Raw genomic sequence first — 22,044 nt, 5'->3', positions numbered from 1 at the left:
CGACGGCGAGTCTTCGAGCCGGAACGCCCAAACCACCTACACGCTCTCCTTCACTCCCACCGCCCCCTCAATCGCCTCCTTCGCCGCAGGTACGTTCTTCACATCCTGCACGCTGGCCCGCAGCGTCCCCGCCTTCTCATACACCTTGAACCGACGTGGTTGCGCCGACCGCCCGCAGCACGGCGTTGAAGCCATCGCCCTCGAAGAACGGATGCTTCAGGTCCGCGATTGGTGCCGATGAGCGTGCCCTTCTTCAGCACCATCTTCTCGAGGCCCATGCGTTGCCCCAGCCAGCGTAAGCGGATCGCTTCCAACAGTTCGTTCACCAGCGGCGGGATGGGGCCGAAACGATCGGTGACTTCCATCGTGAACTTCTGCCGCTCGGCTTCGTCCTTGATCTCGTCGAGGCGGTGGTAGAGCACTATGGGTTGCGAAACACCGGTTCCTTCCTCACAACTGCTTCAACCACGTCACCTTCCCGATCAGGCGCTGCTCGTTCCTGTTCTCACTAGCGATGAAGCCACCCTGGCCGAAGACGAGGTAGAGGAACGAGAGCGGGCGGTACTCCCACGCCAGGCGGGCATTCAGTACTTCGCTTTCGGTAACAGTGTTGTACTGGTAGCTGCCCGTGATCTGCAAGCGCGCGAACGGCGCGATGCGCACATTGCCGTTGAGCAGGTGCGCGCTGAAGGTCGTATCCGTTATGCCAATGCGCTCGAACCCATCCACGCTCCAGCCGGCGCCCAAGCGCACATGCGGGATCGGGGCATATCGCACGTTGGCCGAGAAGGTCCAGTAACCGCCATCGTAGAACCGACCGGTCTTCGCATTGCCGTCACCGCTGATCTTGCGCGAGCCATCGGTGCTGAGGTAGATCCACGTGCGGCCGAAGGAATAGTCGCCTGGGGCGATGGGCACGCCGAGCGGCGCGAACCCCTCCGGGATCCGCTGCCATTCCTGCTCGCGTCCGACGCCGATGTAGGTGCCGTTCTGGAACTTGATGCCCGTAAGGCTGATGTCGATATCGGCTTGCTGGAACTCCAGGTCGTCGGCATCATGGTAGATGTTCAGGTACATGAAGGGCACATAGCTCCTGATCTTCTTGGGCAGCCACTTGGGCCGCAGGTCCAGGTCGAAGGCGGGACTGCTGAGCAGGTAGTTGTTGCCCATGACGAAGCCTGATCCCGGGGTGTACCGCGCATCCACGTATTGCTGAACCCATCCGGCATAGCCCCAGTTCGCGTTATGGCCCAGCCAGAGGTGTGCCGCGCCACCAGTGCCTGCGGCATCATCGCTTGTTGCGCTGCCCATCGCCGCGATGGTCCAATCGCCGGTGGGACGCAGGAACACATCGGCAGTGGCGCTGTAGTTGCGGCTGTGCAACGGGGCTTCCGCTGCGGGGATCGCCGACCCGCGTTGGGCATCCTTCATGGTGACGAGCGCACCGAAGCGTGACTTGGCGGTGGGGTTGTAGGCGTAGCGCAACACGCCATAGTGCGCCGGACCGGTGAGTTCTCCCCCGCGTTCACGCACGGCGATGGCACCCAGGTTGTGCTTGGCGGTCTGCGTCACAACACGCAGCCCCGCATCCAAGGGTTGCGCGATGCCGTTGTCATCCAGCCCGATGCGGCGGCTGTAGAACGGTACGATCTGCGAGGTGCCCGTGGCATCGAACAGCGCCGCGTTCTCCAGGAAGAACTGGCGCTTCTCCGGGAAGAAGATGCTGAACCGCCCCAGGTTGTTCACTTGCTGATCCACATCGGTCTGCGCGAAATCAGTGTTCACGGTGGCGTCGATCACCGTGCTGGACGAAGGGGCCCACTTCAATTCACCGCCTACCTGCGCCGCCCACGGCGCCGTGCTGTTCACCGGACCGTTCACCAACGCATAGGGATTCAGCTGCAGCGAGAGCGAGGGGTTGGGCGGTGTGATGCCTGTGAGGCGTGCGGCATACTCCATGCGGAACAGGGTGTAGGCCCGCGGGATGGCCGGGAACGTGACGAACTCGTTGTTGCGCCGAATACCGCGTGCGAAGAGGATGCCCATCTCCGTGGCACCCTTGCGGTATCGAAGGCTCTTCCACGGAATGGCGAACTCGGCGCACCAGCCGCTATCGGTGCGGGTGGTGGCCACATGCCACAGCGCGTTCCAGTCCTCGTTGAAGTTGTCGCCATTGAGCACCTGCAGGTCGCGCTGGTTCCCGTAAGGGGTGGCCTGGAAGATCCACGCGTTGCGGTGGTCACCGATGCCATCGATGGCCACGCTGAAGAAGTCGTTCTCGAAGGGCTCGAAATCGCGCTGGAGGCTGATCACACGTGGTTTGCTCGTGGCCGCCGCGCTGTCGTAGCAGAACACGCCCACATAAATGGCGTGCGCGTCATGCAGCACGAAGACGTCCGTGCGTTGGCTGGGCGGGGCGCCTTGCTGCGGGTCCTTCTGGACGAAAGCGGCGTTCATCCTGCCGCTTGCCCAAGCGGTCTCCCGCAGATCACCATCCACCTTGATACCATCCGTCAAGAGGGCACAGGGCACCACATGCGGTGTTTCCGGCGGCGGGAAGGTGGTGGGTTGCTGGGCCCATGCAACGGCCGCGTTCATCCAACACCATGCGATCAGCACGCACCGTAGTGGCCGATCACAGAGCCCGCTCATTGGACGGAACAGGGTTCAGCGGAGCAGCATACTGTTTGAATCCCTCCGCATCCATCACCCGCTTGTTCCAGCTGTCATCGACGATCCGGTCGAGGATGCGCTTGCCGCCTTCCTGCACCTGCATGCGGAACGCCAGGTGGTGGGCTGCGCTGGTGCCCGCAGCTTCTTCCATCATCAGCGGGATCGCCATGCTGGGCAGCCACCAGGAAGCCAGCTCGATCGTCTTGTGCCGTTCCCGATCGGCTTGGGCCACCTCCTGCACGACGCTGTCCATCATCAGCGAGACCAGGGTGCTGGCCATCATCCAGTCGACGTTCTCATTGGGGACGGTGTCACGGCCGTAAGGCGTGTTCCGTAGATCGGGCCTTGCCGCATAGAAGCGTCGCTGGATGGTGTCCGCATCAAGCTCGTACACGGCCTGTGCACCCACGCGATCGGCGGTGATGTAATCCACCATCAAGCTCGGAGGATGCTGGAGCTTCGCGCCCCATTGCACTGCACCGGGTATCACCAGACAGACCGCGGCATAAGCAATGGCACCACGCAGGGCTTGGTCATTGCTGCCGCGCGACATCCATGCGGCCAGCCCAAGGACCGCTGCCCAGAAGAGCAGATAGGCTGTTGCCAGCAATGCGATGACCAGCAATGCCCAAGGCTGCTCCGCGAGCGCGCCCGCCCGTGCACCCGCAGCCAGCATGGGCAGTATCGTGACCAGCCAGACCACGATCGCAGGTGGCACGAAACGCCGGGCCAGCCATGACCGCAGGCCATCGCTGTGCAACCGGATGAGGACCAGCGCTCCTCGATCGCGTTCCGCACCGCCGATGTCGAACACCAGGGCCAGCAAGAAGAGCGGCATCAGGTAGATGAGCACGAAGGCCCAGTCGAAGGTCCCGAGCTGCCGGTGCTCGGGATCGGCGATCTCGGTCTGCAAGCGCGTGTTGTAGGCGTTGCTGTAGTAGGCGAGATCGGCGAACCACGGGTGGTCTGCGCTGCGGCCGGGCACGATGGCCAACATAGGGGAGGGCGTTATGTACGCTTTGGGTCGTGCGTACCAAGAGCACCAGAAGGGATCGGTGATGTCCACCCAAGGCATGTCCTCAGGGCCTTTGCGGCCTTCGGCGAACCACGCACGCACCTTCTCATGCTCTTTGCTTCGGTCAGCCTCGATGGTGGCGATCCGCTCCTTGCGCGCTTCCAGCTCCTGCATGCCTCCTCGCAAGGCGATCACGCAGCAGCCCAGCAACAGGACAAGGGCGATGAGCTTGCCAGGCGAACGCAGCAGTTGAAGCGCGCTGATGCGCAGGATGGCCATCGTCCTCATGAGCGCAGCAGTTCAGGGCCGGGTCGGCGGGCGAAGAGGATGAGCAGCAGCACGAGGAGGAAACCCGTCCAGATCAGCAGTGCGCGCAGGTCGACCCCCCAACCGCTGCGCATGGAGCGCCAATCGGGGTGGGCATAGGTGAAGTCCGGGATGGCGCGGAAGAAATCGCCGTCGGCTTTCCATGACCAATCGCCGGTGCGCGACCCGCCATGGGCGTGCTCGTGGTTGAGGCGTTCCACCAGGTCGCGGCGGTAGTGTTCGGCGGCCCGTTGGAAGTGGATGTGGTGCGGCATATCGGTGCCTGCAGCGGACATGCTGAGCCCGCGCAGCGCGAGGTAGGGACTGAGCAGGGCGCTCCGCTGCACGCTGCGTTTCCGATCGGCCATGCGTTCCTGCAAGGCTCCGAAATGCTTGTCCCAGACCGCGTTGCCGTATTCCTCATCGGCCTGCATCACGAGGCCATCGAAGTTGATGGGCAGCTGCGAAAGGCTGTCCACGCCGTATTCCGCCAAGGCCTTGCGCTCAAGCTCCGCACGCCGCGTGTCCTCGGGGTTATGGCCGTCCACGCCCTGCTCGCGATCGGTCTGCATGGCCTTGTTGAAGCTGCGGCGATCGGGCAACGGATGGCGCGCATCGGCCCACGCGGCGGCCAGGTGGGGTGCGGCCACGGTCCAGGCCAGCCAGATGCCCAGCAGCACGGTGAACACGGACTCCATGCGCCGCACACGGGCACTGACGATCACGGTGAGCAAGGCGATGATGGCATAGTAAAGCAGATGGGCGACGGAGAAGCCCGCAAGGCGGACGGCTTGTCCGCTTTCCGGCCCATCGCCCAGCAGGACCTGCAGCATTACGATGACCAGCAGGAACAGGGCCCCCACAAGCGTAAGGGCGATCGCCTTGCCCAGCAGCAGCTGTCGTGCGCCCAGGCCCTGCACGGCCATCAGGCGCAGGCGTCCGCTGCGGCGTTCATCGGTGACCGAGGCGAAGCCCAGCACGATGAGCAACAGTGGCACCAGCACCTGCAGGATCAGCGCGGGGTGCGGTTCGCCGAAGCGGGCCAGCTGGGGCAGTTGCGCCGCACTGCTCCAGGCGAGGTCGTTCTGCACATGGCCTTCCAGGCGGAGCGCATTGCCGGTCACGGGGTTGGTGCCCGGATCCAGCGCGGCCAGAACCCCGGCGGGCTTGAAGGCGTAGGTGCCGAAGTGCGCCGCGCCATGCGGGTTGCTCGGCCCCATGTTGTCCCACTGTCGGCGCACTTCACGGGCGGCTTCCGTGCGTTGCTGCCGATCGCGCCGGTGCTCCACATGGCCGATCGTACCGGTCACCACGAGGAGTACGGCCATGCCCAGCAGCAACAGACGCCAACGCGGGCTGCGTACAAGGCCGATCCATTCAGTCCGCGCGATGCGCCACATGGTTCAGCCGTTGATGTGTTCCAGGTAGGCCTGTTCCAGGGCCGCGGCATCGATGTGCGCGGCGCCCATCTCGCGCACGATGCGGCCGTGCTGGAGGATACCCACGCGGTCGCAGGTCTCGCGCACCCGGAAGAGATCGTGCGAGGCCATGAGCACGGTGGTGCCGCCCCTGGCCAGTTCGCGCAGCAGCACACCCAGATCACGGCTGGCGGCAGGGTCCAGTCCACTGGCGGGTTCATCCAGCAACAGCACATCGGCCTTGCGCGCCACGGCGATGGCGATGCCCACCTTCTGCCGCATGCCCTTGCTGTAGGAGGAAAGGCGCCTCCCGTGGTGATCGGCCTCAAGCCCGCAGCGCAGCAACGCCTCTCGCAGGTCCGCCTTGGCCAGGGCCGATCCGCCCAAGCGCGTGAAATGGTCCAGGTTCTCCAGGCCGCTGAGGAAGGGGTAGAGTTCCACGTTCTCCGGGATGTAGCCGGTCCGGGAGCGGGCCTCATCGGCGTGGGTGCGCATGTCATGCCCCGCTACAAGCACGGTTCCGCTCTCGAACGGCTCGAAGCCCAGCAGGATGCGGATGGTGGTGCTCTTCCCAGCGCCGTTTGGGCCGAGCAGTCCGTATACCTCGCCGCGTTGCAACGAAAGCGACAAGCCCTTCACGGCCTCATGCGCGCCGTAGCGTTTATGCAGTGCTTCGATGTGTATCATGTCTTTTGGCTACAGAACCATGGTCACTCGATCACCACGGGGAAGGTGACCTCGATGTCGGTCTCTCCGCCCGCATTGGTGATGTCGCCACTGCTCACACCGGCCGCACCCTTGTCTGGTTCATGTCGCAAGGTGACGATCACACTGCCGTTGCTCGCTGCACCGATGGTCCACGTCGTGGCCAGGCCCACCGGGTTGCCGTCCGCATCCGCGTCATTGTAAGCCATGGTGGCGTTGACGCCGCTCACTTGGAAGAAGAACTGGTGGTCTTCATCCTCAGCCAGGATCTCGGCGGTGATGTCCTCGGCCGGGCTCTCGCTCTCGTTGAGCACTTCGATGGTCACGGTATAGATGCTGTCCGCACTGAGCGTATCCGCTTCGATCACGGGCACGTTCCCGCCATCGCCGTCGAGGTCCGTGAACTCGAAGTGGAAGTGCTCGACATCATTGGCGGAGTGGAAGTGAAGGCGCAGGGTGGTGATGAGCTCCTCCTCGTTGGGCGGGGGAGCGGGTGTAGCGGGGTCATCATCATCCTTCTTACAGCCGGTGATGGCGGCAGCAGTTAAAAGAGCCATGGCCATGTACTTCAGGTTCGTCTTCATGGGTTCGAGGTTTTCGGAGTTTGGGTGTTGTTCAGTTCGTTGGGTAGAGGCATCACGGCGCGGAAGTCCATCCAGTTGAGCACGTGCCCGAGGATGAGCAGTCCGCTGCCGATGTATGTGAGGTTCTCTAAAGCGGGGTGAACGCCTTCCAGCGCCATGCCCACGGCGAAGACGCCCCAGCCTATGCCGAGCACCATGGCCACAGTGGCGTTGTTGCGGCTGCGTATTGCACTGCGCATGGCAAGGAATGCCAGAGCGATGAAGCCCCAGGTGACGGACGGATGCTGCATGAAGCTGGCACCCACGGCGATGAACACCGGCATGGCCAGGCAATGCACCAGGCAGAGGGCTGAGTTGAGGATGCCGAGACCGTCGGCAAGGCGAGGGCGGGAAATGGTTGAATGGCTCATGTTGCGATGTTCCTGCCTGCCTTCGTCATTTTCCGAAATTCAACCGCGGATACTCAGCTTCGAACAGGCGCTTTCGGCCGTTGTGGAAACCATCCTCGTTCACGTCGTACCAGTTGGCCTTCGTGTCCTGCTTGTATGCCGGGGTGAACACGTCCACCATTTGGGTAAAGGCATTCGGCATGATGGAATGGATGTTGCCCTTGTCCACACCGAGCATGCTCACAGACCCCGCCTCCACGTTCTCGCTTGCTGTTTCCCGCAGAATGCATTTCTTCAGCACATGTGTTCTTCCGTTCACCACCACCTCTCTTTCTGAGGTGAGGTGCTCGACGAGGTCGTAGTTCTTCGTCAGGATGCTCCCGGAGACGACGTTCAGAACGCCCGTCATATTCGGGTGATCGTGATGCGGTATGTACTCACCCGGCTCGAACTGGAAGAGCGATACCTGGAAGTCCACTTCATGGTGCAATCTGTCGGACTCGAACCAGTTCTGCCTTTTGTTCTCGTACGCCTGCATGGCCTGTTTGACGTTCTCGAACTCCGGGAAGTCGCACTGTAGAAGGAGCCGCTTCACCTGTTTGATGTAGCGCTCATCGTTCCAATGCGGTTCGTGCTGGCTGCGGGCCAGCAGGGTGAGCCGCTCGATGAACGCGTCCCAGTTCAGCGGCGTGTCCGCGTTCCACCTGCCCATGTGCCCATTCGCCTGCTGCGCGTAGGTGGAAATGGAACGCAACTGCAGCACAACGCCGGCAAAGCCCAGTGCGCTCAACCTGATGAAGTCCCGGCGCTTGAAGTCGTCCATGGTCGTTGTGCTTGATCGGTGGTCGTTGAGCTAAGGGTCACACGCCGGTCATTGGGGCAAGGGTGTGGGGTGGTGATACTGGGGTCAGGAAACCTGAGGAAGTACGCGTTCATACCAAGCCACCACCCCAAGCCGGTGGGGATCGCCATAGAGCTGAATGAACCGCTGTGTTTCGGGATGGTCGTCATCGGACAGGATGGCGAGGCGCTCCAGCACGAAGGGCCGGGTGAGCGTGATGCCGCAGTCCACCGTGATGCACCGGTGCCAGTCCTCGTAGGTGTGCGGGATCATAGGTCGAGCAGGGGTCCGTTGGTGTCGATCCGCAGCAGCAGCCGTTGCTCTCCGGTCTCCTCGATGGTGGGGCTGCGATGCACGCAGGCCGCCACGCCATCGCCCGGATACAAGGCCCCCTTGATGATGGCCACGTGCCCGGTGGCCACCTGCTGCACATCCTCCGGCGAGCGCTCGATGGGCAGGTGAGGGTCGCGGCTTCGAATGGCCTTTTCATTCACCGCATCGTTGGGCAGCCAAAGCGTGCCCGGCCCCACATACGTGCAAAGCAGGCGCAGGTCGTTCACATCGGTATGGAAGCGGCGGCACATGTTGGTGTTCACGGCGCTGAGCGAGAGGCGCAGGTCCTTCACCATGCTGGTGTTGGCAAAGCCTTCGAGGAGCAGCGCGATGTCGTGGAGCAGGTGCTCCGCATCGAGCTCCTTGGTGGTGAACACCTCGCGCAGGTGCTCCATGATGGCGGTGACACAGCCGTGCGTGCGGATCTCGCCGGTCAGTCGGCCAAGGACCGCATTGATCTCTGCGATGGGCACAGGCTGGCTGCGTTCCCAAACGGCGATGTTCACCTCCGGTTCGTGGATGCGTTCCAACACACGGGACTCCTGTCCGGCGGCGAGGTTGGCAATAGCGGGAGAGAAGGTGGTGCTCATGGTCGTAGGGTTCATGCCGCTTCGGGTTCCATGGCCGGTATGGGCCATTCATCGGTCTTCGGGAAGCGTCCGGCGCGCCATGCCGCGATCTCGGCCTCATTGCACAGGCATTGCTCCAGCGCGGTGCGGATCGCTGCCTCGTCCATCTCCTGTCCGATGAAGACCAGTTCGTTCTGGCGATCACCGAACACGGGGTCCCAGCGTGCTTCGATGGCGTCCTTATGATCGACGAACGTGGCGTAGCGGATGCGCTGGCCGAACGGCATGCTGCACCACCACACACCGGCACCGTCGGCGCGAAGACTTCCGCCGGCCTGGCTCCAGTTGAGCGCCTGGTCAGGGCGCGATGCGAGCCAGAACATGCCTTTGCTACGGATGATGGTGGTGGGGAAATGCTGGTCGATCCACGTCCAGAAGCGTTCCGGATGGAAGGGCCTGCGCTCGCGGTAGACAAATGAGCTGATCCCGTACTCCTCGGTTTCCGGCGTGTGTATGCCGCCTTCCAATTCCTTCTTCCAACCGGCGCTGCTTTCGGCTTTCTCCATGTTGAAGAGGCCGGTGTTGAGGATCGCTTTGGGCTCCACCTTGCCGAACGCGCTGTGTACGATCACCGCTCCGGGGTTCAGCTTGCGCAGGGTGGCTTCCAGTGTTCCGAGCATTTCGGGCGTGGCCTGATCGGTCTTGTTCAACACGATCACGTTCGCGAATTCGATCTGGTCCGTGAGCAGGTTCACGATGGTGCGGTGGTCGCCCTCCATGTTGGTGAGCGCACGGTCCACCAAGCGTTCGGTGCTGCAGAAGTCGCGGAAGAAATTGTAGCTGTCCACCACGGTGACCATGGTGTCGATGTAGGCGAAGCGGCCCAAATCGATGCCGCTCTCCTCGCTCACGAAGCTGAAGGTCTGCGCCACGGGCACGGGTTCGCTGATGCCGGTACTTTCGATGAGCAGGTGGTCGAAGCGGCCCTCCTTGGCAAGTCGCTCCACTTCCACCATCAGGTCCTCGCGCAGGGTGCAGCAGATGCAGCCGTTGCTCATCTCCACCAGCTTCTCCTCGGTGCGGCTCAAGGCGCCGCTGTTCTCCACGAGCCGCGCATCGATGTTCACTTCGCTCATGTCGTTCACGATCACCGCTACACGCAGCCCCTGCTTGTTGTGGAGCACGTGGTTGAGCAAGGTGGTCTTGCCCGCGCCGAGGAAGCCGGAGAGGACGGTGACCGGAAGTTTCTTCTGTTCGTTCATCACGATCATCTCGTTCGTTGGTGGAACACGGGAAGAGAGCCACTACCCTCGTTGCCGGGCCAAGCGGTTCGTTCAACCCTTGACCTGCTCTCTCCCGCGTGCTCCATTTTCTTCGGGCCTACGCACATAATGCAACTGAGTGGCAAATATGGGGTAAGATCCGCAAACGCAACCGTGTTGCATTAGATTTGTTCGCGATGACCGACGAAGACATCCTCCGCCATCACGGCCTGCGCGTAACCGCCCTTCGCCTGGACCTGCTGGCCCTGCTGCGCAAAAGCGATCGCGCACTGACGCATCTGGAGCTGGAAGGCCGCTTGACCGCTACGGCCGACCGCGTCAGCATCTTTCGTTCACTGAACGCCTTCGAGGAAGCAGGCCTCGTGCATCGGGTCCTGGATTCACGGGGCACGAGCTGTTTCGCGCCATGCGCCGATCAATGCGGCCATGGCCACCACAACGATGCACACGCACACTTCCGCTGCACCGACTGCGGCCACGTGTTCTGTTTGGAGGCGGTGGAACTCCCGAAGGTGAAGCTGCCCAAGGGTTTCGCTTTGAAGCAGGGGCACCTGGACCTGGAAGGCACGTGCAAGAGCTGCAAGTGATGCACGGAGCACGTCCGTTCTCCTGGTTCCTGTGGCTGTGCATCTGCACGCTCCCACCGGGCTGCAGGCACGATGATCACTCCGCCCATGCGGACGAGAAGACATTGGTGGAGTCCAGTGGTTCCGTCCTTCGCCCCGGCGACGTCCTCTTCCAGGACTTGGACTGCGGCCCTTTGTGCGATGCGATCGAGGAGGTGACCGAGGGCATCGGCGGCCACGACTTCAGCCATGCTGGCATGATCGTGCGCTTGGGCGATTCGCTCGCAGTGATCGAGGCCATTGGTAAGGATGTTCACCTCACCAGCTTGCGCGACTTCCACGCGCGCAGCACCAAGGTGTGGCACGGAAGCGTGCAGCCCATCCACCGAACGTTGGCAGGACGCGCCGCCGATACAGCACTGGCCATGCTAGGCGTTCCGTACGATGATGCTTTTCTCCCGGACAATGGCAAGCTGTATTGCACGGAGCTGATAGCCCTGGCCTTCGATCGGGCCAATGGGAGCCGTGTCTTCGAGCAGCGGCCCATGACATTCAAGGATCCAGGCACCGGCGCTTTCTTCCCCGCATGGGAAGCGTACTACACCGCGTTGGGAATGCCCATTCCCGAAGGCGTGGAGGGCTGCAACCCCGGCGGGCTCAGTACGAGCGCGCTGTTCGCCGCAGAATGATGGTGCGACCCCTCTTCGACTTGCGCCGCCCGTCGCCGCCTGCGAACGCGAAGGCGATCCCGACGACACGCTCTGCCGCATGGAGAAGGTGTAGAACCCGCGCCGGGCGAACATCACCATGCACACCATCCTGCGCGAGTACTTCGGCAAGTTCAGTCCGGTGGCACCCAAGGTCGAAGGCCGCATCACGGCTACGGATGCACCCCAGGACCTGCTGAGCCAGCTGGAAGGGTACGACTACGAATTCCGCTGAACAGCGTGAGCCATATCACAGAACCGCGACCAGCCAGCGGCACACCTTTGCATGCCATGAAGAAGCTCCTCCTGCTGATCCCACTGCTCCTCGCAACCGTGACGGTGACCGCCCAGGTCGGTGCTCGCCAGCATCGCATCGTCATGCAGCTTACCAGCGGCGATACGCTCGTGCACAAGAACCTGATGAAGCAATTCAAGAACATGAAGGAAGCCGCTCCCTCCCTTCAGCTCGAGGTGGTGTGCCATGGCCCCGGCATGGACATGCTCATGAGCGATCGCAGCATCGTTCAGGGAAAGGTGAAGGAGTTCGCCGCTCAAGGCATCGTCTTCCTCGCTTGCGACAATACCATCCGGGAGCGCAACCTGGACCCTGCCAAGGTGCTGCCCGAAGCGGGACATGTAAAGGCCGGCATCATCCACATCGTGGAGCGGCAGGAGGACGGCTGGAGCTACATCAAGGCGGGCTTCTAGTCCGTAACGGAGCACCGTGTTCCGTCAGCTCGGTATTCTGCTGTTCCTGCTGGCCGCGACCAGCTCAAGGGCACAGCAATCGGATCAGGACCTGCCCCCCAGCGATACGCTGAAGCAAGGCGCGCCCCTGCCCGAGGTGATCCGCAAGGGCACCCTCGAAGGCCGTTTCCGCATCTTCCTCATGGGCACCCTCAACGATGGTGCGACCGCCGATTACCATGCACAGGCCTTCGGCGGTTCGCTGGGATTCTCATCGCTTCGGTGGCACGGCCTCCAATTGCGCATGACCGGAGGCTACGCCTTCGACCTGTGGAGCGCGGACCTCACCAAGCCCGACCCTTCCACCGCGATCCCGAACCGGTACGAGATCGGCCTCTTCGACGTGACGAATCCGCGCCGCGACAACCAGCTCGCCTTCGTTCAGCTATTCCAGCTCAATCACCATGCGCGCGACGATCGAACGATCGTCGTCCTGGGTCGCCAAGAGCTCATCACGCCATTCATGAACCCTCAGGATGGCCGCATGCACCCGGGACTGGTTGAAGGCCTATGGGCGTCGCATAGGAGCACGAAGGGCGTGCGCTTCGAGGGCGGCGTGATCTACCGGGTGGCGCCGCGATCAACCGCCAACTGGTCCACTGTGGAGCAGAGCATCGGTCTCTATCCGGTGGGCATCGGCATCGATGGGAAGCCGAGCCGGTACGCGGGCCGCACTGTTTCGCCGGGCATAGCCATGGCGGGCATCACGGCACCCTGGAAGCACAAGTTCACGATCACCGGCTGGAACATGCTCGTGGCCAATGCCTTCAACACGGCCATGCTGCAATTAGAACGGGGCACGCGCGACGACCGCTGGATGGTGGGCGCGATGGCGATCCGACAAGACCGCGTGATGAACGGCGGCAACGCCAACGACAGCCTCGCCTACTTCCAATCCGATGCGTCGATGGTCTTCAGCGGGCGCGTCCGGATGAAGATGGGGCGATTCCGCTGGCAGGCCAACTGCACGCGCATCACCGGTGATGGGCGCTACCTGATGCCCCGCGAGTGGGGCCGCGACCCTTTCTACACCTTCCTGCCAAGGGAACGCAACGAAGGCGTTGGCGATGCGCATGCCGCAACGCTCAACCTCATCTGGCGATCGGAGAACGGATGGCGCCTGCAAGCCGATGCCGGACAGTATTGGCTTCCCGAGGTGAGCAACACGCGCTTGAACAAATACGCCTTCCCGGCTTACCAGCAGTTCGACGTGAACGCCCAGTACCAGTTCAGCGGCACCTGGAAAGGCCTTGCAGCCCAGTTCATCTACTTGGTGAAGCTGCCGATGCGCGGCACCGCCTACACCACCCGGCAAGCCGTGAACAAGGTGGACATGCACCACGCGGAGATCATCGTGAACTACGCGTTCTGAGCCTGGTCGGTGATACGCATCACGCACCCCGCCTCGCGCATACCGGACCTTTGCACCATAAACAAACCAGTTCCCATGTTCGGAAAGCTCTTCGGCCTCGGACCCAAGGTGGACCTCGGCCAGAAAATCAAGGAAGGCGCGCAGATCATTGATGTGCGCACGCCCGACGAATACCGCTCCGGCCATCCCAAGGGCGCGGTGAACATCCCGCTCGACCGCCTGCAGGGACAATTGGGCAAGCTCAGCAAGGAGAAACCGGTGATCACCTGCTGCCGCAGCGGCGCCCGCAGCGGCATGGCGGCCGATACGCTGAAGAGCGCGGGCTTCGAGGTGTACAACGGAGGGCCTTGGCAGAACGTGCAAGCCTTGCTATCATGATCGCCTTGCGCAATTGGCATTGGTCACGCTGGATGCGGCTGGGGATCGGGCTCGCCTTCATCGGGCAAGGCATCGCCAGCGGCGAAGCCTTCGCCTTCGGGGCAGGCGCTTTCTTCAGCATCCAGGCCATCCTGAACACCGGTTGCTGCTTCGCCGGAAGCTGCGCGCCAGGGCGAAAGACGATGACCGAGAACGAACTCACCTACCACGAAGTCAAATGACCGACACGCAAAGAGCAACGAGCTTCAAGGACCTGATCGCCGGCGACAAGCCGGTGCTGGTGGACTTCTCCGCTGAATGGTGCGGCCCCTGCCGTGTGATGGGGCCCATCCTCGAGGACCTCAAGCGCCGCGTTGGTGATCAAGCCACCGTGATCAAGATCGATGTGGACCGCAATCCAGCGGCCGCGCAAGCGTATCAGGTGCAGGGCGTGCCCACGCTCATCGTCTTCAAGAACGGCCAACCCGTGTGGCGCCGCAGCGGCGTGATGAGCGCCGAGCAATTGCAGCAGGTGATCGCACCGCATCTCTAAGCCAGAACAAGCCTCATGCGGACACTCAGCCTCGTCGCCTTATCGGGCATTGCCATGCTCAGCGCCTGCGGACCGTCAACGAAGCCCGGTGCATTGCCACCCGATGCCTTTGAGATGGCCATCACCCCCCAGGTCCAGCTAGTTGATGTCCGCACATCGAGTGAATTCTCCAGTGGGCATTTGAAAGGCGCCCTCAACCTCGATTGGACAAGCGGAGAGCTGGAGGCCCAGATGGGGTCACTCGACAAAGACACGCCCGTACTCGTGTACTGCGCTTCGGGCCGCAGGAGCGCTGCTGCGCGGGAAGCACTGCTCAAGGCCGGATTCAAGGACGTCACTGATCTGGATGGAGGTGTGCAAGCATGGACCGCCAATGGCAAGCCCATCGTGAGGTAGGCACACGAGGCTTGCCCAAGGAGGGGGCCCGGGGCGCATGCTCCGGGCCTCTCTGCTTCCGGTCATCAGGGCTTCGCGACCACGAGCACAACGCTCCCTGGCCGGATCCTCAATGCATCCACATGGCCCATCACACGGCCATCGCTGCTCAGGAAATGCAGGTGGATGAACGAATCGTGGTGCGTGAACACCGTGCGGTGATGCCGGGAGAACACGCCGATGACCTCTCCTTCCGGTTCCTTCAAGCTGTAGTGCCGCTTGTATCGCGCGCCCTCCGCAGGTCCGGTGAAGGCGGAGTCGGCAGGCAGGTCCCACGCATGCACATCCATCTCTTCGAAGCGGCCCTTCAGGCGGAAGAAGAAAGGCTGGTCTTCACCTCGCTTATCGAGGAATGCATCCAATCGCTCCGCATCCGACACATCGCCCGGAAACACGACCTCTTCCCAATGCGATACGCGTGCATGAACGAAGAAGGGCGCCTTGGCCGTCGGATCGACCCGCACGCTCAGGCTATCACCCATGACGCGCGCGACGTGGCAGCGACCATCAACCAGCGTGATCTCACCGCGCATATGCTCCAGCGGTCCCATGCCATAGAAGCCACGCTCACTCAACGAATCCATGGCGATCAGGCCGCTCCGCTGGCCTTCCCACATGGTGCGCTTGAGGGCGCCCGTGGCGATGACTTGGGCATGCACTGAGCAGGTGAGCAGGCTCAAGGCCGTGAGATGGGCCAAGCGCCTCATCCCTCGCTGCACATCTTGCTCGCGTCAACCCACTTGTCAAAGTCCTCGGGGTGACGTGACCGAGCGCGACAGCAGCCTCTTTCAAGGTGGTGCCTTCCTTGTGCGCCTTCTTCGCGATCTCGGCGGCCTTGTAGTAGCCGATGTGCGGATTGAGGCTGGTGACGAGCATGAGCGAGTTCTCCAAGTGGCGCTTGATCACGGCGTGATTGGGCTCGATGCCGATGGCGCACTTGTCGTTGAAGGAGACGCATGCATCACCTAGCAGCCGGGCGCTCTCCAGCACGTTGGCGGCGATCAGCGGCTTGAATACGTTCAGCTCGAAATGGCCCTGCATGCCGCCCACGCTCACGGCCACATCGTTCCCGATGACCTGCGCGCAGACCATCGACAGCGCTTCGGGCTGCGTGGGATTCACCTTGCCGGGCATGATGGATGAGCCGGGCTCGTTGTCGGGGATGATGAGCTCGCCGATGCCGCTGCGCGGGCCGCTGCTGAGGATGCGGATGTCGTTGGCGATCTTCATCAGGGAAACGGCGAGACGCTTCATCGCGCCGCTCAGCTCCACCATGGCATCGTGCGCGGCCAGCGCCTCGAACTTGTTCGGCGCGCTGGTGAACGGAAGCCCGGTCAGCTTTCCGATCTGCTCAGCCACCTTCACCGCATAGCCCTTGGGCGCATTGAGGCCCGTGCCGACGGCGGTGCCGCCCAAGGCAAGCTCGCCCACCATGTGCAGCGCGTTGTCGATGGCGCGCAGGCCGTTGTCGAGCTGCTGAACATAGCCGCTGAACTCCTGGCCCAAGGTGAGCGGCGTGGCGTCCATGAAGTGCGTGCGGCCGGTCTTCACGATCGCATTGAACGACTTGGCCTTCTGCGCGAGCGTTTCCCGCAGCTTCTTCACGCCGGGGATGGTCACCTCCACCGTGAGCTTGTAGGCCGCGACGTGCATGGCCGTCGGGAAGGTGTCGTTGCTGCTCTGGCTCTTGTTGACGTCGTCGTTCGGATTGAGGACCTTCTGCTCATCGCTGAGGCTGCCGCCGTTGAGCACATGCGCACGGTAGGCGATCACCTCGTTCACGTTCATGTTGCTCTGCGTGCCGCTGCCGGTCTGCCAGATCACCAGCGGGAACTGTTCATCGAGCTTGCCGGCGATGATCTCGTCGCATACACGGCCGATGAGCTCGCACTTCTCCTTCGGCAATTTGCCCAGCTCCAGGTTGGTGAGGGCCGCAGCCTTCTTCAGGTAGCCGAAGGCATGCACGATCTCGCGCGGCATGCTGCCCGGCGGGCCGATCCTGAAATTGTTGCGGCTGCGCTCGGTCTGCGCGCCCCAATACTTGTCGGCGGGCACCTTCACCTCGCCCATGGTGTCCTTCTCGATGCGGTATTCCATGTCGTTGCGTCGTTTCGTGTCGACCCAAAGGGTCGGCGCTACCGGTCGTTGGCCTAGACTTTCTGCGACTGCCCGTGCATCATCAAGTACGCTTTCAGGAATTCGCCGATGTCGCCGTTCAGCACATCATCCACGTTGCTCGTCTCATGCTCGGTGCGGACGTCCTTCACAAGCTTGTAAGGCTGCAGCACGTAGTTGCGGATCTGGCTGCCCCACTCGATCTTCTTCTTGCCCGCCTCGATCTCGCTACGCTTGCTGCGGCGCCGCTCCAGCTCAGCCTCGTACATCTGCGACTTCAGCAGTTGCAGCGCCTTGTTCTTGTTCTCGAGCTGGCTGCGCGTCTCGGTGTTCTCGATGATGATGCCCGTGGGTCCGTGGCGCAGTCGAACGCCGGTCTCAACCTTGTTCACGTTCTGGCCGCCGGCGCCACCGCTGCGGAAGGTGTCCCAAGTGATGTCGGCGGGGTTGATGTCGATCTCGATGCTCTCATCCACCAGCGGGTACACATACACGCTCACGAAGCTGGTGTGCCTGCGCGCGTTGCTATCGAACGGACTGATGCGCACCAGGCGATGCACGCCGTTCTCGCCCTTCAGCATGCCGAAGGCGAACTCCCCGTCCACTTCCAAGGTGGCCTGCTTGATGCCCGCGGCCTCGCCATCCTGGTAATCGAGCACCTTCACGCTGTAGCCCTCCTTATCGGCCCACATGCGGTACATGCGCAGCAGCATCAGCGCCCAATCGTTGCTCTCCGTTCCGCCCGCGCCACTGGTGATCTGCACCACCGCGCTCAGGGGATCCTCCTCTGCGCTGAGCATGTTCTTGAACTCGAGCTCCTCCAGTGCATCGGACGCTTTCTTGAACTGCGCCTCCAATTCCTCCTCGCTCACTTCCTTCGCCTTCCAGAACTCGAACATCACGCCCACATCGTCGATCTCGCGCTTCACCTCTTCCCATAAGGCCACCCAACGCTTCAGCTCGCGGATCTTGTGCATCACCGCCTTCGCCTTCTTGGCATCGTTCCAGAAATCGGGGTCGTGGGTGTACTTCTCCTCTTCGAGGATGCGGCCGCGCTTGTCCTCGATGTCGAGGTAGCCTTTGAGGGCTTCGAGCCGCTCGATCAGCCCGGTGACCTTGTCTATCGTGATCATTGAGGCCGCGAAAGTACGGGCGCGCGGTTGAGGGTTGAAGGTTGAAGGGAATGATGGTCGGGAGTTGAAGGTTGGCGCAGCAGCAGGCTGGGGGTTGAAAAGAAGCGAAGGCTATCCAAGGTCCCGGAGAGCCTTTTCCACCTCGTCCACCGCAAAGCCTCGCCGAAGGAAGTACGCCATCACCTTCTGCCGTTTCCGGAACGTATCCGGATCCTTCTCCTTCGTCCAGCGCTTGGCCACCAGCTCGCGCAATCGACCAGCCTGCTCATCTTGGTCGATGGCCTTCAACGCTGCGCGGATGCACGGTTCGCTCACGCGCTTCTGCTTCAGCGCCGCCTCGATCCTGCGCAGGCCCCAGCCCTTCTGCCTCAGCTTGCTCACGGCGAAGTGCTCCGCGAAGCGCGCCTCGTTCAAGAAGCCCTCGCCGATGAGCTGGGAGATGATCGGCTCGATCTCGCGCGCAGGCACCTCCCAGGCGTAGAGCTTGTCGCGCACTTCCTGCTGACAGCGCTCCTGGCGTGCGCAATAGGCGCGGGCTTTGGTGAGAGCTGAAGAGGACAATGAGCTATTGATCATGAGGGCCGGCGCCAACCTAAGCACCTGAGGTGAAGGACTGAAGGGTTGTCGATATTTGCAGCGCTATGGGTTCGCTTCAGGACATCCTCAACGCGCTCCGCAGCGAGCGGGAACGGCTCTTCGCCAAGTACGCGTTGACCTCCATGGCTGTTTTCGGTTCCGCCGCTCGTGGTGAGCAGAACCCCGACAGCGATGTGGACATCATGGTGGAGTTCGACACCAGCAAGGATTACGACTTCCTTGAACTGGCTGAAGACCTGCAGCATCTGCTCAAGCGGAAGGTGGATCTCGTCGTGCGCAAGGGTGTTCGGCCCTGGTACATGGAGACCATCGAACGGGACCTGCGCTATGTCTGAATCGAAGGACCGCGCGTACCTGCTTGACATGCGCGAGTTCGCCGGCCAGGTCCTCGCGTATCTGCACAACAAGTCGCACGATGATTTCATGACCGATCGCTTGCTGCGGGATGCCGTGGCTTACAACCTGCAGGTGGTGGGCGAGGCTGCGTACCAAGTGAGCGACGGCTTCAAGGAGGCGCATCCGCAAATAGACTGGTTCAAGATCGCGGGGCTGCGCCACCGGATCGTGCATGACTACCGCCGCGTGGATGATGAGACGCTCTGGCGCATCACGCAGAAGTACGTGCCGCCGTTGGTGGCAGAATTGGACAAGCAGCTGAAATAGGCCGCAGGATCGTCCGCTCAAAAGCAGCGGACAGACCGCTGCGGGAATTTCGGTGAAGGAAGCCCGTGACCGGTCGTAAAAGCTAGGGTAGGTGGCAATCAGCTGTGACCATCCGCGGAAGGGGAAGCCTCACGCAATTGTTGTGGGTAGCACTCTACCAGTGCAGGCCACATGGCATCAACAGGATAATTCTCGCCACCCTCAATTAGACCGAAATGCGTAACACCTACTCTTTCCGCAATGTGCATGGGCTTCCCGTCCTCACCGCGCTTCCCCCACGAAACGAAGTAATGCTTGATAGGAACCATCGTTCGCTCGAGTTGAAGGATGGCCGGCGTTCCGTGATCGAGGCGCACTAGCACAAGTATTCCCTTTCGGTGTCCATGGAGCAGGACATTCTCCCGCTCCAAACGGATCAGGCGAACGACCGCTTGATGTCCATTCGCGTCAGTAAGACAAACGGTGCTCATCACCGCAAACGTAGCTAAGGAATCAGTCGACGGGCCTTGATGGTCGTCCCCTTGGGACAAACCACGTTTAATAACGTTCCGCTCGCGAAGACAAAAGGTGGCGTTGCCCAAATGGCCGTCAAGGTCGCCTTGCATGAGGTTTGCCCAGTATAGTCACCGCACGCTCCGGAAATTCTGTACCAACCCTCGATTGGTTCAATGAGGAATCTACTTCCGTCGTCGTCGATAAAAATTCGGGTTCCTACATCCATGTGATCAACCAACCACATTTCATCGGCCACTCTGACCTCCAGCGTTACATCCTCTGAACCTTCCGAGAAATAAAACTGTTCGTAGGTCTGGGCGGCTATTACTTGCCCCAAGAGCAAGAATGAAGAGAGCAGTACTGAGCGCATGGATGGTACTGGTATGAGAATGACAAACCTAGAACGAAAAGCATGTTCGTTTGCGATGGTTCCTATAGGGCCGAGGCACGCTGAATCGCCCGCTAATCCCAACAATTCTCACACCGGCACCTCATTCCCGTTCCCATCCTGGAAGCTGTAGGCGAGGTATTGCAGGGCGCCCTCGGGCTTCACCTTCACCCACTTCTTCCAGCGCCAGTACCACTTGCGCTGGATGCTGAAGAGGCCCTTGGTGAGGTAGGCGTGGATGAAGGGATGCACGCAGAGCGTGAGGCCGCTCATGTCTTTCTCGGTGAGCAGGTAGTTGAGCGTGTTCTCGATCTCGTCGATGAGCAGCACGGGGGCCTGCACTTCGCCGGTGCCCTTGCAGGTGGGGCAGTTCTCGCTCGTGTCGATCTCGGTCTCGGGGCGCACGCGCTGGCGGGTCATCTCGATGACGCCGAAGCGTGAGGGCGGCAGCACGTTGTGCTTGGCCTTGTCGTCCTCCATGGCATCCTTCAGCGCCTTGTGGAGGAGGCGGCGGTTCTCCGCTTCGTAGAGATCGATGAAATCGACGCAGATGATGCCGCCCATGTCGCGCAGCCGCAATAGTCGGGCGATCTCCTGGGCCGCTTCGATGTTGATGTCGAGCGCGTTCTTCTCCTGGGCCTGGTTGCCGCCCTTGCGGCTGCCGCTGTTCACGTCGATGACGTGCATGGCCTCGGTCTTCTCGATGATCAGGTAGGCGCCGCTGCTCAGCATCACCTGCTTGCCGAAAGCCTGCTTGATCTGCTTGTTGATCCCGAAGTTGTCGAAGATGTCGATCTTCCCCTTGTAGTGCTTGACGATGCCGGCCTTCTCCGGAGCGATGCTCTCAAGGGTGGTACGGATGTCGTCGGCGAGGAGCTCATCATCGACATGGATGCCGGTGAAGGTCTTGTTGAGCACATCGCGGAGCACGGCGTTGGTGCGGTCCACCTCGCCGAGCACCTTCTTGGGCGGGATGGCGTTGCGCAGGTTGCGGAACATGGTGTCCCACCGCTCCAGCAGGTTCTTGAGGTCGGCCTCGAGGTCGGCGCTGGCCTTGTCGGCGGCGTTGGTGCGGATGATCACGCCGAAGCCCTTCGGCTTGATGGCCATCATCAGCTCCTTCAAGCGCTTGCGCTCCACCTCGTCGGTGAGGCGGCTGCTGATGCTGATCTTGTTGATGAAGGGCACCAGCACCATGTAGCGCCCGGCGAGGGTCACTTCGGCGGTGAGGCGCGGACCCTTGGTGCTGATGGGCTCCTTGGCGATCTGCACCAGGATGCTCTGGCTGGCGCTCACCACATCGCCGAGCTTGCCCTCTTTGGGGATGTCGGCATCGAGCTTCCAGTCGGCGAGCAGGCTGCTGGTGACGGCACCGCTCACCGCGCCCTTGGTGAACTTGTAGCTGTTCTTGAATTGCGGCCCCAGGTCGAAGTAGTGAAGGAAGGCGTCCTTCTCGTGCCCCACATCCACGAAGGCAGCGTTGAGGCCGGGCGCCACCTTGCGCACCTTGGCCAGATAAACGTCGCCCACGGCGAAGCCGCGCTCGGTACGCTCACGATGGAGCTCGCTCAGCACCTTGTCCTTCAACAAGGCGATGGAGACCTCTCCACCGGCTGACCGGATGACCAGATCGACGCTCACGCGATGATGCAGTTGGTGTGCATGGAAGCAGGCACGCAGGCGCGCGCCGAACAGCGGCAGGCGAAGGCGATGCGCCTTCAGCCTGTCCCGTTGCTAGGAGATCCTACCGGATCTTCTTCTTGTGGCGGTTCTTCCGCAGGCGCTTCTTGCGCTTGTGGG

The 22,044-nt window shown here is 62.0% G+C and carries 27 protein-coding genes; 10 read left to right on the top strand and 17 right to left on the bottom strand.

All coding sequences use genetic code 11. The features are described from left to right. Nucleotides 1–98: 98 nt before the first annotated feature. From IPK70_10385 to IPK70_10335, 11 genes are all read right to left on the bottom strand, one after another. Entirely contained in the window at nucleotides 99–422 is a 324-nt protein-coding gene (locus tag IPK70_10385; protein ID MBK8227567.1) for a hypothetical protein, read from the bottom strand. A gap of 28 nt (nucleotides 423–450) precedes the next feature. Then, nucleotides 451–2,598 (bottom strand): carbohydrate binding family 9 domain-containing protein, encoded by a 2,148-nt coding sequence (locus tag IPK70_10380; GenBank protein ID MBK8227566.1) that lies wholly within the window; start codon nucleotides 2,596–2,598, stop codon nucleotides 451–453. 37 nt (nucleotides 2,599–2,635) lie between these two features. Beyond that, on the bottom strand, nucleotides 2,636–3,976 hold the full coding sequence (locus tag IPK70_10375) for a DUF3526 domain-containing protein (GenBank protein ID MBK8227565.1): 1,341 nt from the start codon (nucleotides 3,974–3,976) through the stop codon (nucleotides 2,636–2,638). Then, complete coding sequence (locus tag IPK70_10370) at nucleotides 3,973–5,394, bottom strand: DUF3526 domain-containing protein (GenBank protein ID MBK8227564.1); 1,422 nt, start codon at nucleotides 5,392–5,394, stop codon at nucleotides 3,973–3,975. Before IPK70_10370 ends, IPK70_10375 begins: the two co-directional genes overlap by 4 nt. 3 nt (nucleotides 5,395–5,397) lie before the next feature. Continuing rightward, nucleotides 5,398–6,099 (bottom strand): ATP-binding cassette domain-containing protein, encoded by a 702-nt coding sequence (locus IPK70_10365; protein MBK8227563.1) that lies wholly within the window; start codon nucleotides 6,097–6,099, stop codon nucleotides 5,398–5,400. 23 nt (nucleotides 6,100–6,122) lie between these two features. Beyond that, nucleotides 6,123–6,701 (bottom strand): type 1 periplasmic binding fold superfamily protein, encoded by a 579-nt coding sequence (locus IPK70_10360; GenBank protein ID MBK8227562.1) that lies wholly within the window; start codon nucleotides 6,699–6,701, stop codon nucleotides 6,123–6,125. After that, nucleotides 6,698–7,111 carry a MerC domain-containing protein gene (locus IPK70_10355; protein ID MBK8227561.1) on the bottom strand — a complete coding sequence of 138 codons (414 nt, stop codon included), beginning with the start codon at nucleotides 7,109–7,111 and terminating at the stop codon, nucleotides 6,698–6,700. The genes IPK70_10360 and IPK70_10355 overlap by 4 nt, the downstream gene beginning before the upstream one ends. A gap of 25 nt (nucleotides 7,112–7,136) precedes the next feature. Further along, nucleotides 7,137–7,913, bottom strand: a complete 777-nt coding sequence (locus IPK70_10350) for a hypothetical protein (GenBank protein MBK8227560.1) — start codon at nucleotides 7,911–7,913, stop codon at nucleotides 7,137–7,139. An 84-nt stretch (nucleotides 7,914–7,997) separates the two neighbouring features. Further along, nucleotides 7,998–8,204, bottom strand: coding sequence for a hypothetical protein (locus IPK70_10345; protein ID MBK8227559.1), 207 nt, complete (start codon nucleotides 8,202–8,204; stop codon nucleotides 7,998–8,000). Next, entirely contained in the window at nucleotides 8,201–8,854 is a 654-nt protein-coding gene (locus tag IPK70_10340) for a DUF1826 domain-containing protein (GenBank protein MBK8227558.1), read from the bottom strand. The genes IPK70_10345 and IPK70_10340 overlap by 4 nt, the downstream gene beginning before the upstream one ends. Nucleotides 8,855–8,865: 11 nt before the next feature. Continuing rightward, nucleotides 8,866–10,095, bottom strand: coding sequence for a GTP-binding protein (locus tag IPK70_10335; GenBank protein MBK8227557.1), 1,230 nt, complete (start codon nucleotides 10,093–10,095; stop codon nucleotides 8,866–8,868). Nucleotides 10,096–10,292: 197 nt separating this feature from the next. On the opposite strand from IPK70_10335, the gene IPK70_10330 reads away from it, so the two are divergent. The 8 genes from IPK70_10330 (at nucleotide 10,293) to IPK70_10295 (ending at nucleotide 14,814) form a co-directional block, all read left to right on the top strand. Beyond that, nucleotides 10,293–10,703: a transcriptional repressor gene (locus IPK70_10330; protein ID MBK8227556.1), complete on the top strand. Its 411-nt coding sequence runs from the start codon at nucleotides 10,293–10,295 to the stop codon at nucleotides 10,701–10,703. Beyond that, complete coding sequence (locus IPK70_10325) at nucleotides 10,685–11,371, top strand: hypothetical protein (GenBank protein MBK8227555.1); 687 nt, start codon at nucleotides 10,685–10,687, stop codon at nucleotides 11,369–11,371. Before IPK70_10330 ends, IPK70_10325 begins: the two co-directional genes overlap by 19 nt. A gap of 309 nt (nucleotides 11,372–11,680) precedes the next feature. Beyond that, nucleotides 11,681–12,097: a DsrE family protein gene (locus IPK70_10320; GenBank protein MBK8227554.1), complete on the top strand. Its 417-nt coding sequence runs from the start codon at nucleotides 11,681–11,683 to the stop codon at nucleotides 12,095–12,097. A gap of 16 nt (nucleotides 12,098–12,113) precedes the next feature. Next, a complete protein-coding gene (locus IPK70_10315) occupies nucleotides 12,114–13,508 on the top strand; it encodes a hypothetical protein (protein ID MBK8227553.1) in 1,395 nt (464 codons plus the stop codon). Between the two features lie 75 nt (nucleotides 13,509–13,583). Next, nucleotides 13,584–13,886 (top strand): rhodanese-like domain-containing protein, encoded by a 303-nt coding sequence (locus IPK70_10310; GenBank protein MBK8227552.1) that lies wholly within the window; start codon nucleotides 13,584–13,586, stop codon nucleotides 13,884–13,886. Beyond that, nucleotides 13,883–14,107, top strand: coding sequence for a hypothetical protein (locus tag IPK70_10305; GenBank protein ID MBK8227551.1), 225 nt, complete (start codon nucleotides 13,883–13,885; stop codon nucleotides 14,105–14,107). Before IPK70_10310 ends, IPK70_10305 begins: the two co-directional genes overlap by 4 nt. Further along, nucleotides 14,104–14,418, top strand: a complete 315-nt coding sequence (gene trxA, locus IPK70_10300; protein ID MBK8227550.1) for a thioredoxin — start codon at nucleotides 14,104–14,106, stop codon at nucleotides 14,416–14,418. Before IPK70_10305 ends, trxA begins: the two co-directional genes overlap by 4 nt. Before the next feature lie 15 nt (nucleotides 14,419–14,433). Continuing rightward, nucleotides 14,434–14,814: a rhodanese-like domain-containing protein gene (locus IPK70_10295; protein MBK8227549.1), complete on the top strand. Its 381-nt coding sequence runs from the start codon at nucleotides 14,434–14,436 to the stop codon at nucleotides 14,812–14,814. Nucleotides 14,815–14,879: 65 nt separating this feature from the next. Here the strand turns inward: IPK70_10295 and IPK70_10290 are convergent, their stop codons facing one another. From IPK70_10290 to IPK70_10275, 4 genes are all read right to left on the bottom strand, one after another. Next, nucleotides 14,880–15,437, bottom strand: coding sequence for an acetolactate decarboxylase (locus tag IPK70_10290; protein ID MBK8227548.1), 558 nt, complete (start codon nucleotides 15,435–15,437; stop codon nucleotides 14,880–14,882). Then, nucleotides 15,421–16,950 (bottom strand): class II fumarate hydratase, encoded by a 1,530-nt coding sequence (gene fumC, locus IPK70_10285; GenBank protein MBK8227547.1) that lies wholly within the window; start codon nucleotides 16,948–16,950, stop codon nucleotides 15,421–15,423. The genes IPK70_10290 and fumC overlap by 17 nt, the downstream gene beginning before the upstream one ends. 53 nt (nucleotides 16,951–17,003) lie before the next feature. After that, the gene (gene prfB / locus IPK70_10280; protein ID MBK8227546.1) at nucleotides 17,004–18,101 is read right to left on the bottom strand and encodes a peptide chain release factor 2; all 1,098 of its coding nucleotides are present in this window, start codon (nucleotides 18,099–18,101) and stop codon (nucleotides 17,004–17,006) included. A gap of 111 nt (nucleotides 18,102–18,212) precedes the next feature. Continuing rightward, nucleotides 18,213–18,662 carry a regulatory protein RecX gene (locus IPK70_10275; GenBank protein ID MBK8227545.1) on the bottom strand — a complete coding sequence of 150 codons (450 nt, stop codon included), beginning with the start codon at nucleotides 18,660–18,662 and terminating at the stop codon, nucleotides 18,213–18,215. An 80-nt stretch (nucleotides 18,663–18,742) separates the two neighbouring features. On the opposite strand from IPK70_10275, the gene IPK70_10270 reads away from it, so the two are divergent. Continuing rightward, on the top strand, nucleotides 18,743–19,033 hold the full coding sequence (locus IPK70_10270; protein ID MBK8227544.1) for a nucleotidyltransferase family protein: 291 nt from the start codon (nucleotides 18,743–18,745) through the stop codon (nucleotides 19,031–19,033). Between the two features lie 28 nt (nucleotides 19,034–19,061). Further along, nucleotides 19,062–19,361 carry a DUF86 domain-containing protein gene (locus IPK70_10265; protein ID MBK8227543.1) on the top strand — a complete coding sequence of 100 codons (300 nt, stop codon included), beginning with the start codon at nucleotides 19,062–19,064 and terminating at the stop codon, nucleotides 19,359–19,361. 484 nt (nucleotides 19,362–19,845) lie between these two features. On the opposite strand, the gene IPK70_10260 is transcribed toward IPK70_10265, so the two are convergent. Both IPK70_10260 and IPK70_10255 read right to left on the bottom strand, forming a co-directional pair. Continuing rightward, nucleotides 19,846–20,226 (bottom strand): hypothetical protein, encoded by a 381-nt coding sequence (locus IPK70_10260; protein MBK8227542.1) that lies wholly within the window; start codon nucleotides 20,224–20,226, stop codon nucleotides 19,846–19,848. Nucleotides 20,227–20,334: 108 nt separating this feature from the next. Next, on the bottom strand, nucleotides 20,335–21,885 hold the full coding sequence (locus tag IPK70_10255; GenBank protein MBK8227541.1) for an Rne/Rng family ribonuclease: 1,551 nt from the start codon (nucleotides 21,883–21,885) through the stop codon (nucleotides 20,335–20,337). Nucleotides 21,886–22,044 lie beyond the last annotated feature (159 nt).

The sequence above is a fragment of the Flavobacteriales bacterium genome (assembly GCA_016712535.1).
Lineage (GTDB): Bacteria > Bacteroidota > Bacteroidia > Flavobacteriales_F > PHOS-HE28 > PHOS-HE28.
Note: the sequence above shows the minus strand (reverse complement) of the source record. Positions and strands in the feature narration are given on the sequence as shown.

Excerpts from the sequence above, each read along its gene's own strand:
- IPK70_10380 (MBK8227566.1), bottom strand. The coding sequence starts at position 2,598 with ATGAACGCGGCCGTTGCATGGGCCCAGCAACCCACCACCTTCCCGCCG.
- IPK70_10375 (MBK8227565.1), bottom strand. The coding sequence starts at position 3,976 with ATGAGGACGATGGCCATCCTGCGCATCAGCGCGCTTCAACTGCTGCGT.
- IPK70_10370 (MBK8227564.1), bottom strand. The coding sequence starts at position 5,394 with ATGTGGCGCATCGCGCGGACTGAATGGATCGGCCTTGTACGCAGCCCG.
- IPK70_10365 (MBK8227563.1), bottom strand. The coding sequence starts at position 6,099 with ATGATACACATCGAAGCACTGCATAAACGCTACGGCGCGCATGAGGCC.
- IPK70_10360 (MBK8227562.1), bottom strand. The coding sequence starts at position 6,701 with ATGAAGACGAACCTGAAGTACATGGCCATGGCTCTTTTAACTGCTGCC.
- IPK70_10355 (MBK8227561.1), bottom strand. The coding sequence starts at position 7,111 with ATGAGCCATTCAACCATTTCCCGCCCTCGCCTTGCCGACGGTCTCGGC.
- IPK70_10350 (MBK8227560.1), bottom strand. The coding sequence starts at position 7,913 with ATGGACGACTTCAAGCGCCGGGACTTCATCAGGTTGAGCGCACTGGGC.
- IPK70_10345 (MBK8227559.1), bottom strand. The coding sequence starts at position 8,204 with ATGATCCCGCACACCTACGAGGACTGGCACCGGTGCATCACGGTGGAC.
- IPK70_10340 (MBK8227558.1), bottom strand. The coding sequence starts at position 8,854 with ATGAGCACCACCTTCTCTCCCGCTATTGCCAACCTCGCCGCCGGACAG.
- IPK70_10335 (MBK8227557.1), bottom strand. The coding sequence starts at position 10,095 with ATGAACGAACAGAAGAAACTTCCGGTCACCGTCCTCTCCGGCTTCCTC.
- IPK70_10330 (MBK8227556.1), top strand. The coding sequence starts at position 10,293 with ATGACCGACGAAGACATCCTCCGCCATCACGGCCTGCGCGTAACCGCC.
- IPK70_10320 (MBK8227554.1), top strand. The coding sequence starts at position 11,681 with ATGAAGAAGCTCCTCCTGCTGATCCCACTGCTCCTCGCAACCGTGACG.
- IPK70_10310 (MBK8227552.1), top strand. The coding sequence starts at position 13,584 with ATGTTCGGAAAGCTCTTCGGCCTCGGACCCAAGGTGGACCTCGGCCAG.
- IPK70_10305 (MBK8227551.1), top strand. The coding sequence starts at position 13,883 with ATGATCGCCTTGCGCAATTGGCATTGGTCACGCTGGATGCGGCTGGGG.
- trxA (MBK8227550.1), top strand. The coding sequence starts at position 14,104 with ATGACCGACACGCAAAGAGCAACGAGCTTCAAGGACCTGATCGCCGGC.
- IPK70_10295 (MBK8227549.1), top strand. The coding sequence starts at position 14,434 with ATGCGGACACTCAGCCTCGTCGCCTTATCGGGCATTGCCATGCTCAGC.
- IPK70_10290 (MBK8227548.1), bottom strand. The coding sequence starts at position 15,437 with ATGGATTCGTTGAGTGAGCGTGGCTTCTATGGCATGGGACCGCTGGAG.
- fumC (MBK8227547.1), bottom strand. The coding sequence starts at position 16,950 with ATGGAATACCGCATCGAGAAGGACACCATGGGCGAGGTGAAGGTGCCC.
- prfB (MBK8227546.1), bottom strand. The coding sequence starts at position 18,101 with ATGATCACGATAGACAAGGTCACCGGGCTGATCGAGCGGCTCGAAGCC.
- IPK70_10270 (MBK8227544.1), top strand. The coding sequence starts at position 18,743 with ATGGGTTCGCTTCAGGACATCCTCAACGCGCTCCGCAGCGAGCGGGAA.
- IPK70_10265 (MBK8227543.1), top strand. The coding sequence starts at position 19,062 with ATGCGCGAGTTCGCCGGCCAGGTCCTCGCGTATCTGCACAACAAGTCG.
- IPK70_10260 (MBK8227542.1), bottom strand. The coding sequence starts at position 20,226 with ATGCGCTCAGTACTGCTCTCTTCATTCTTGCTCTTGGGGCAAGTAATA.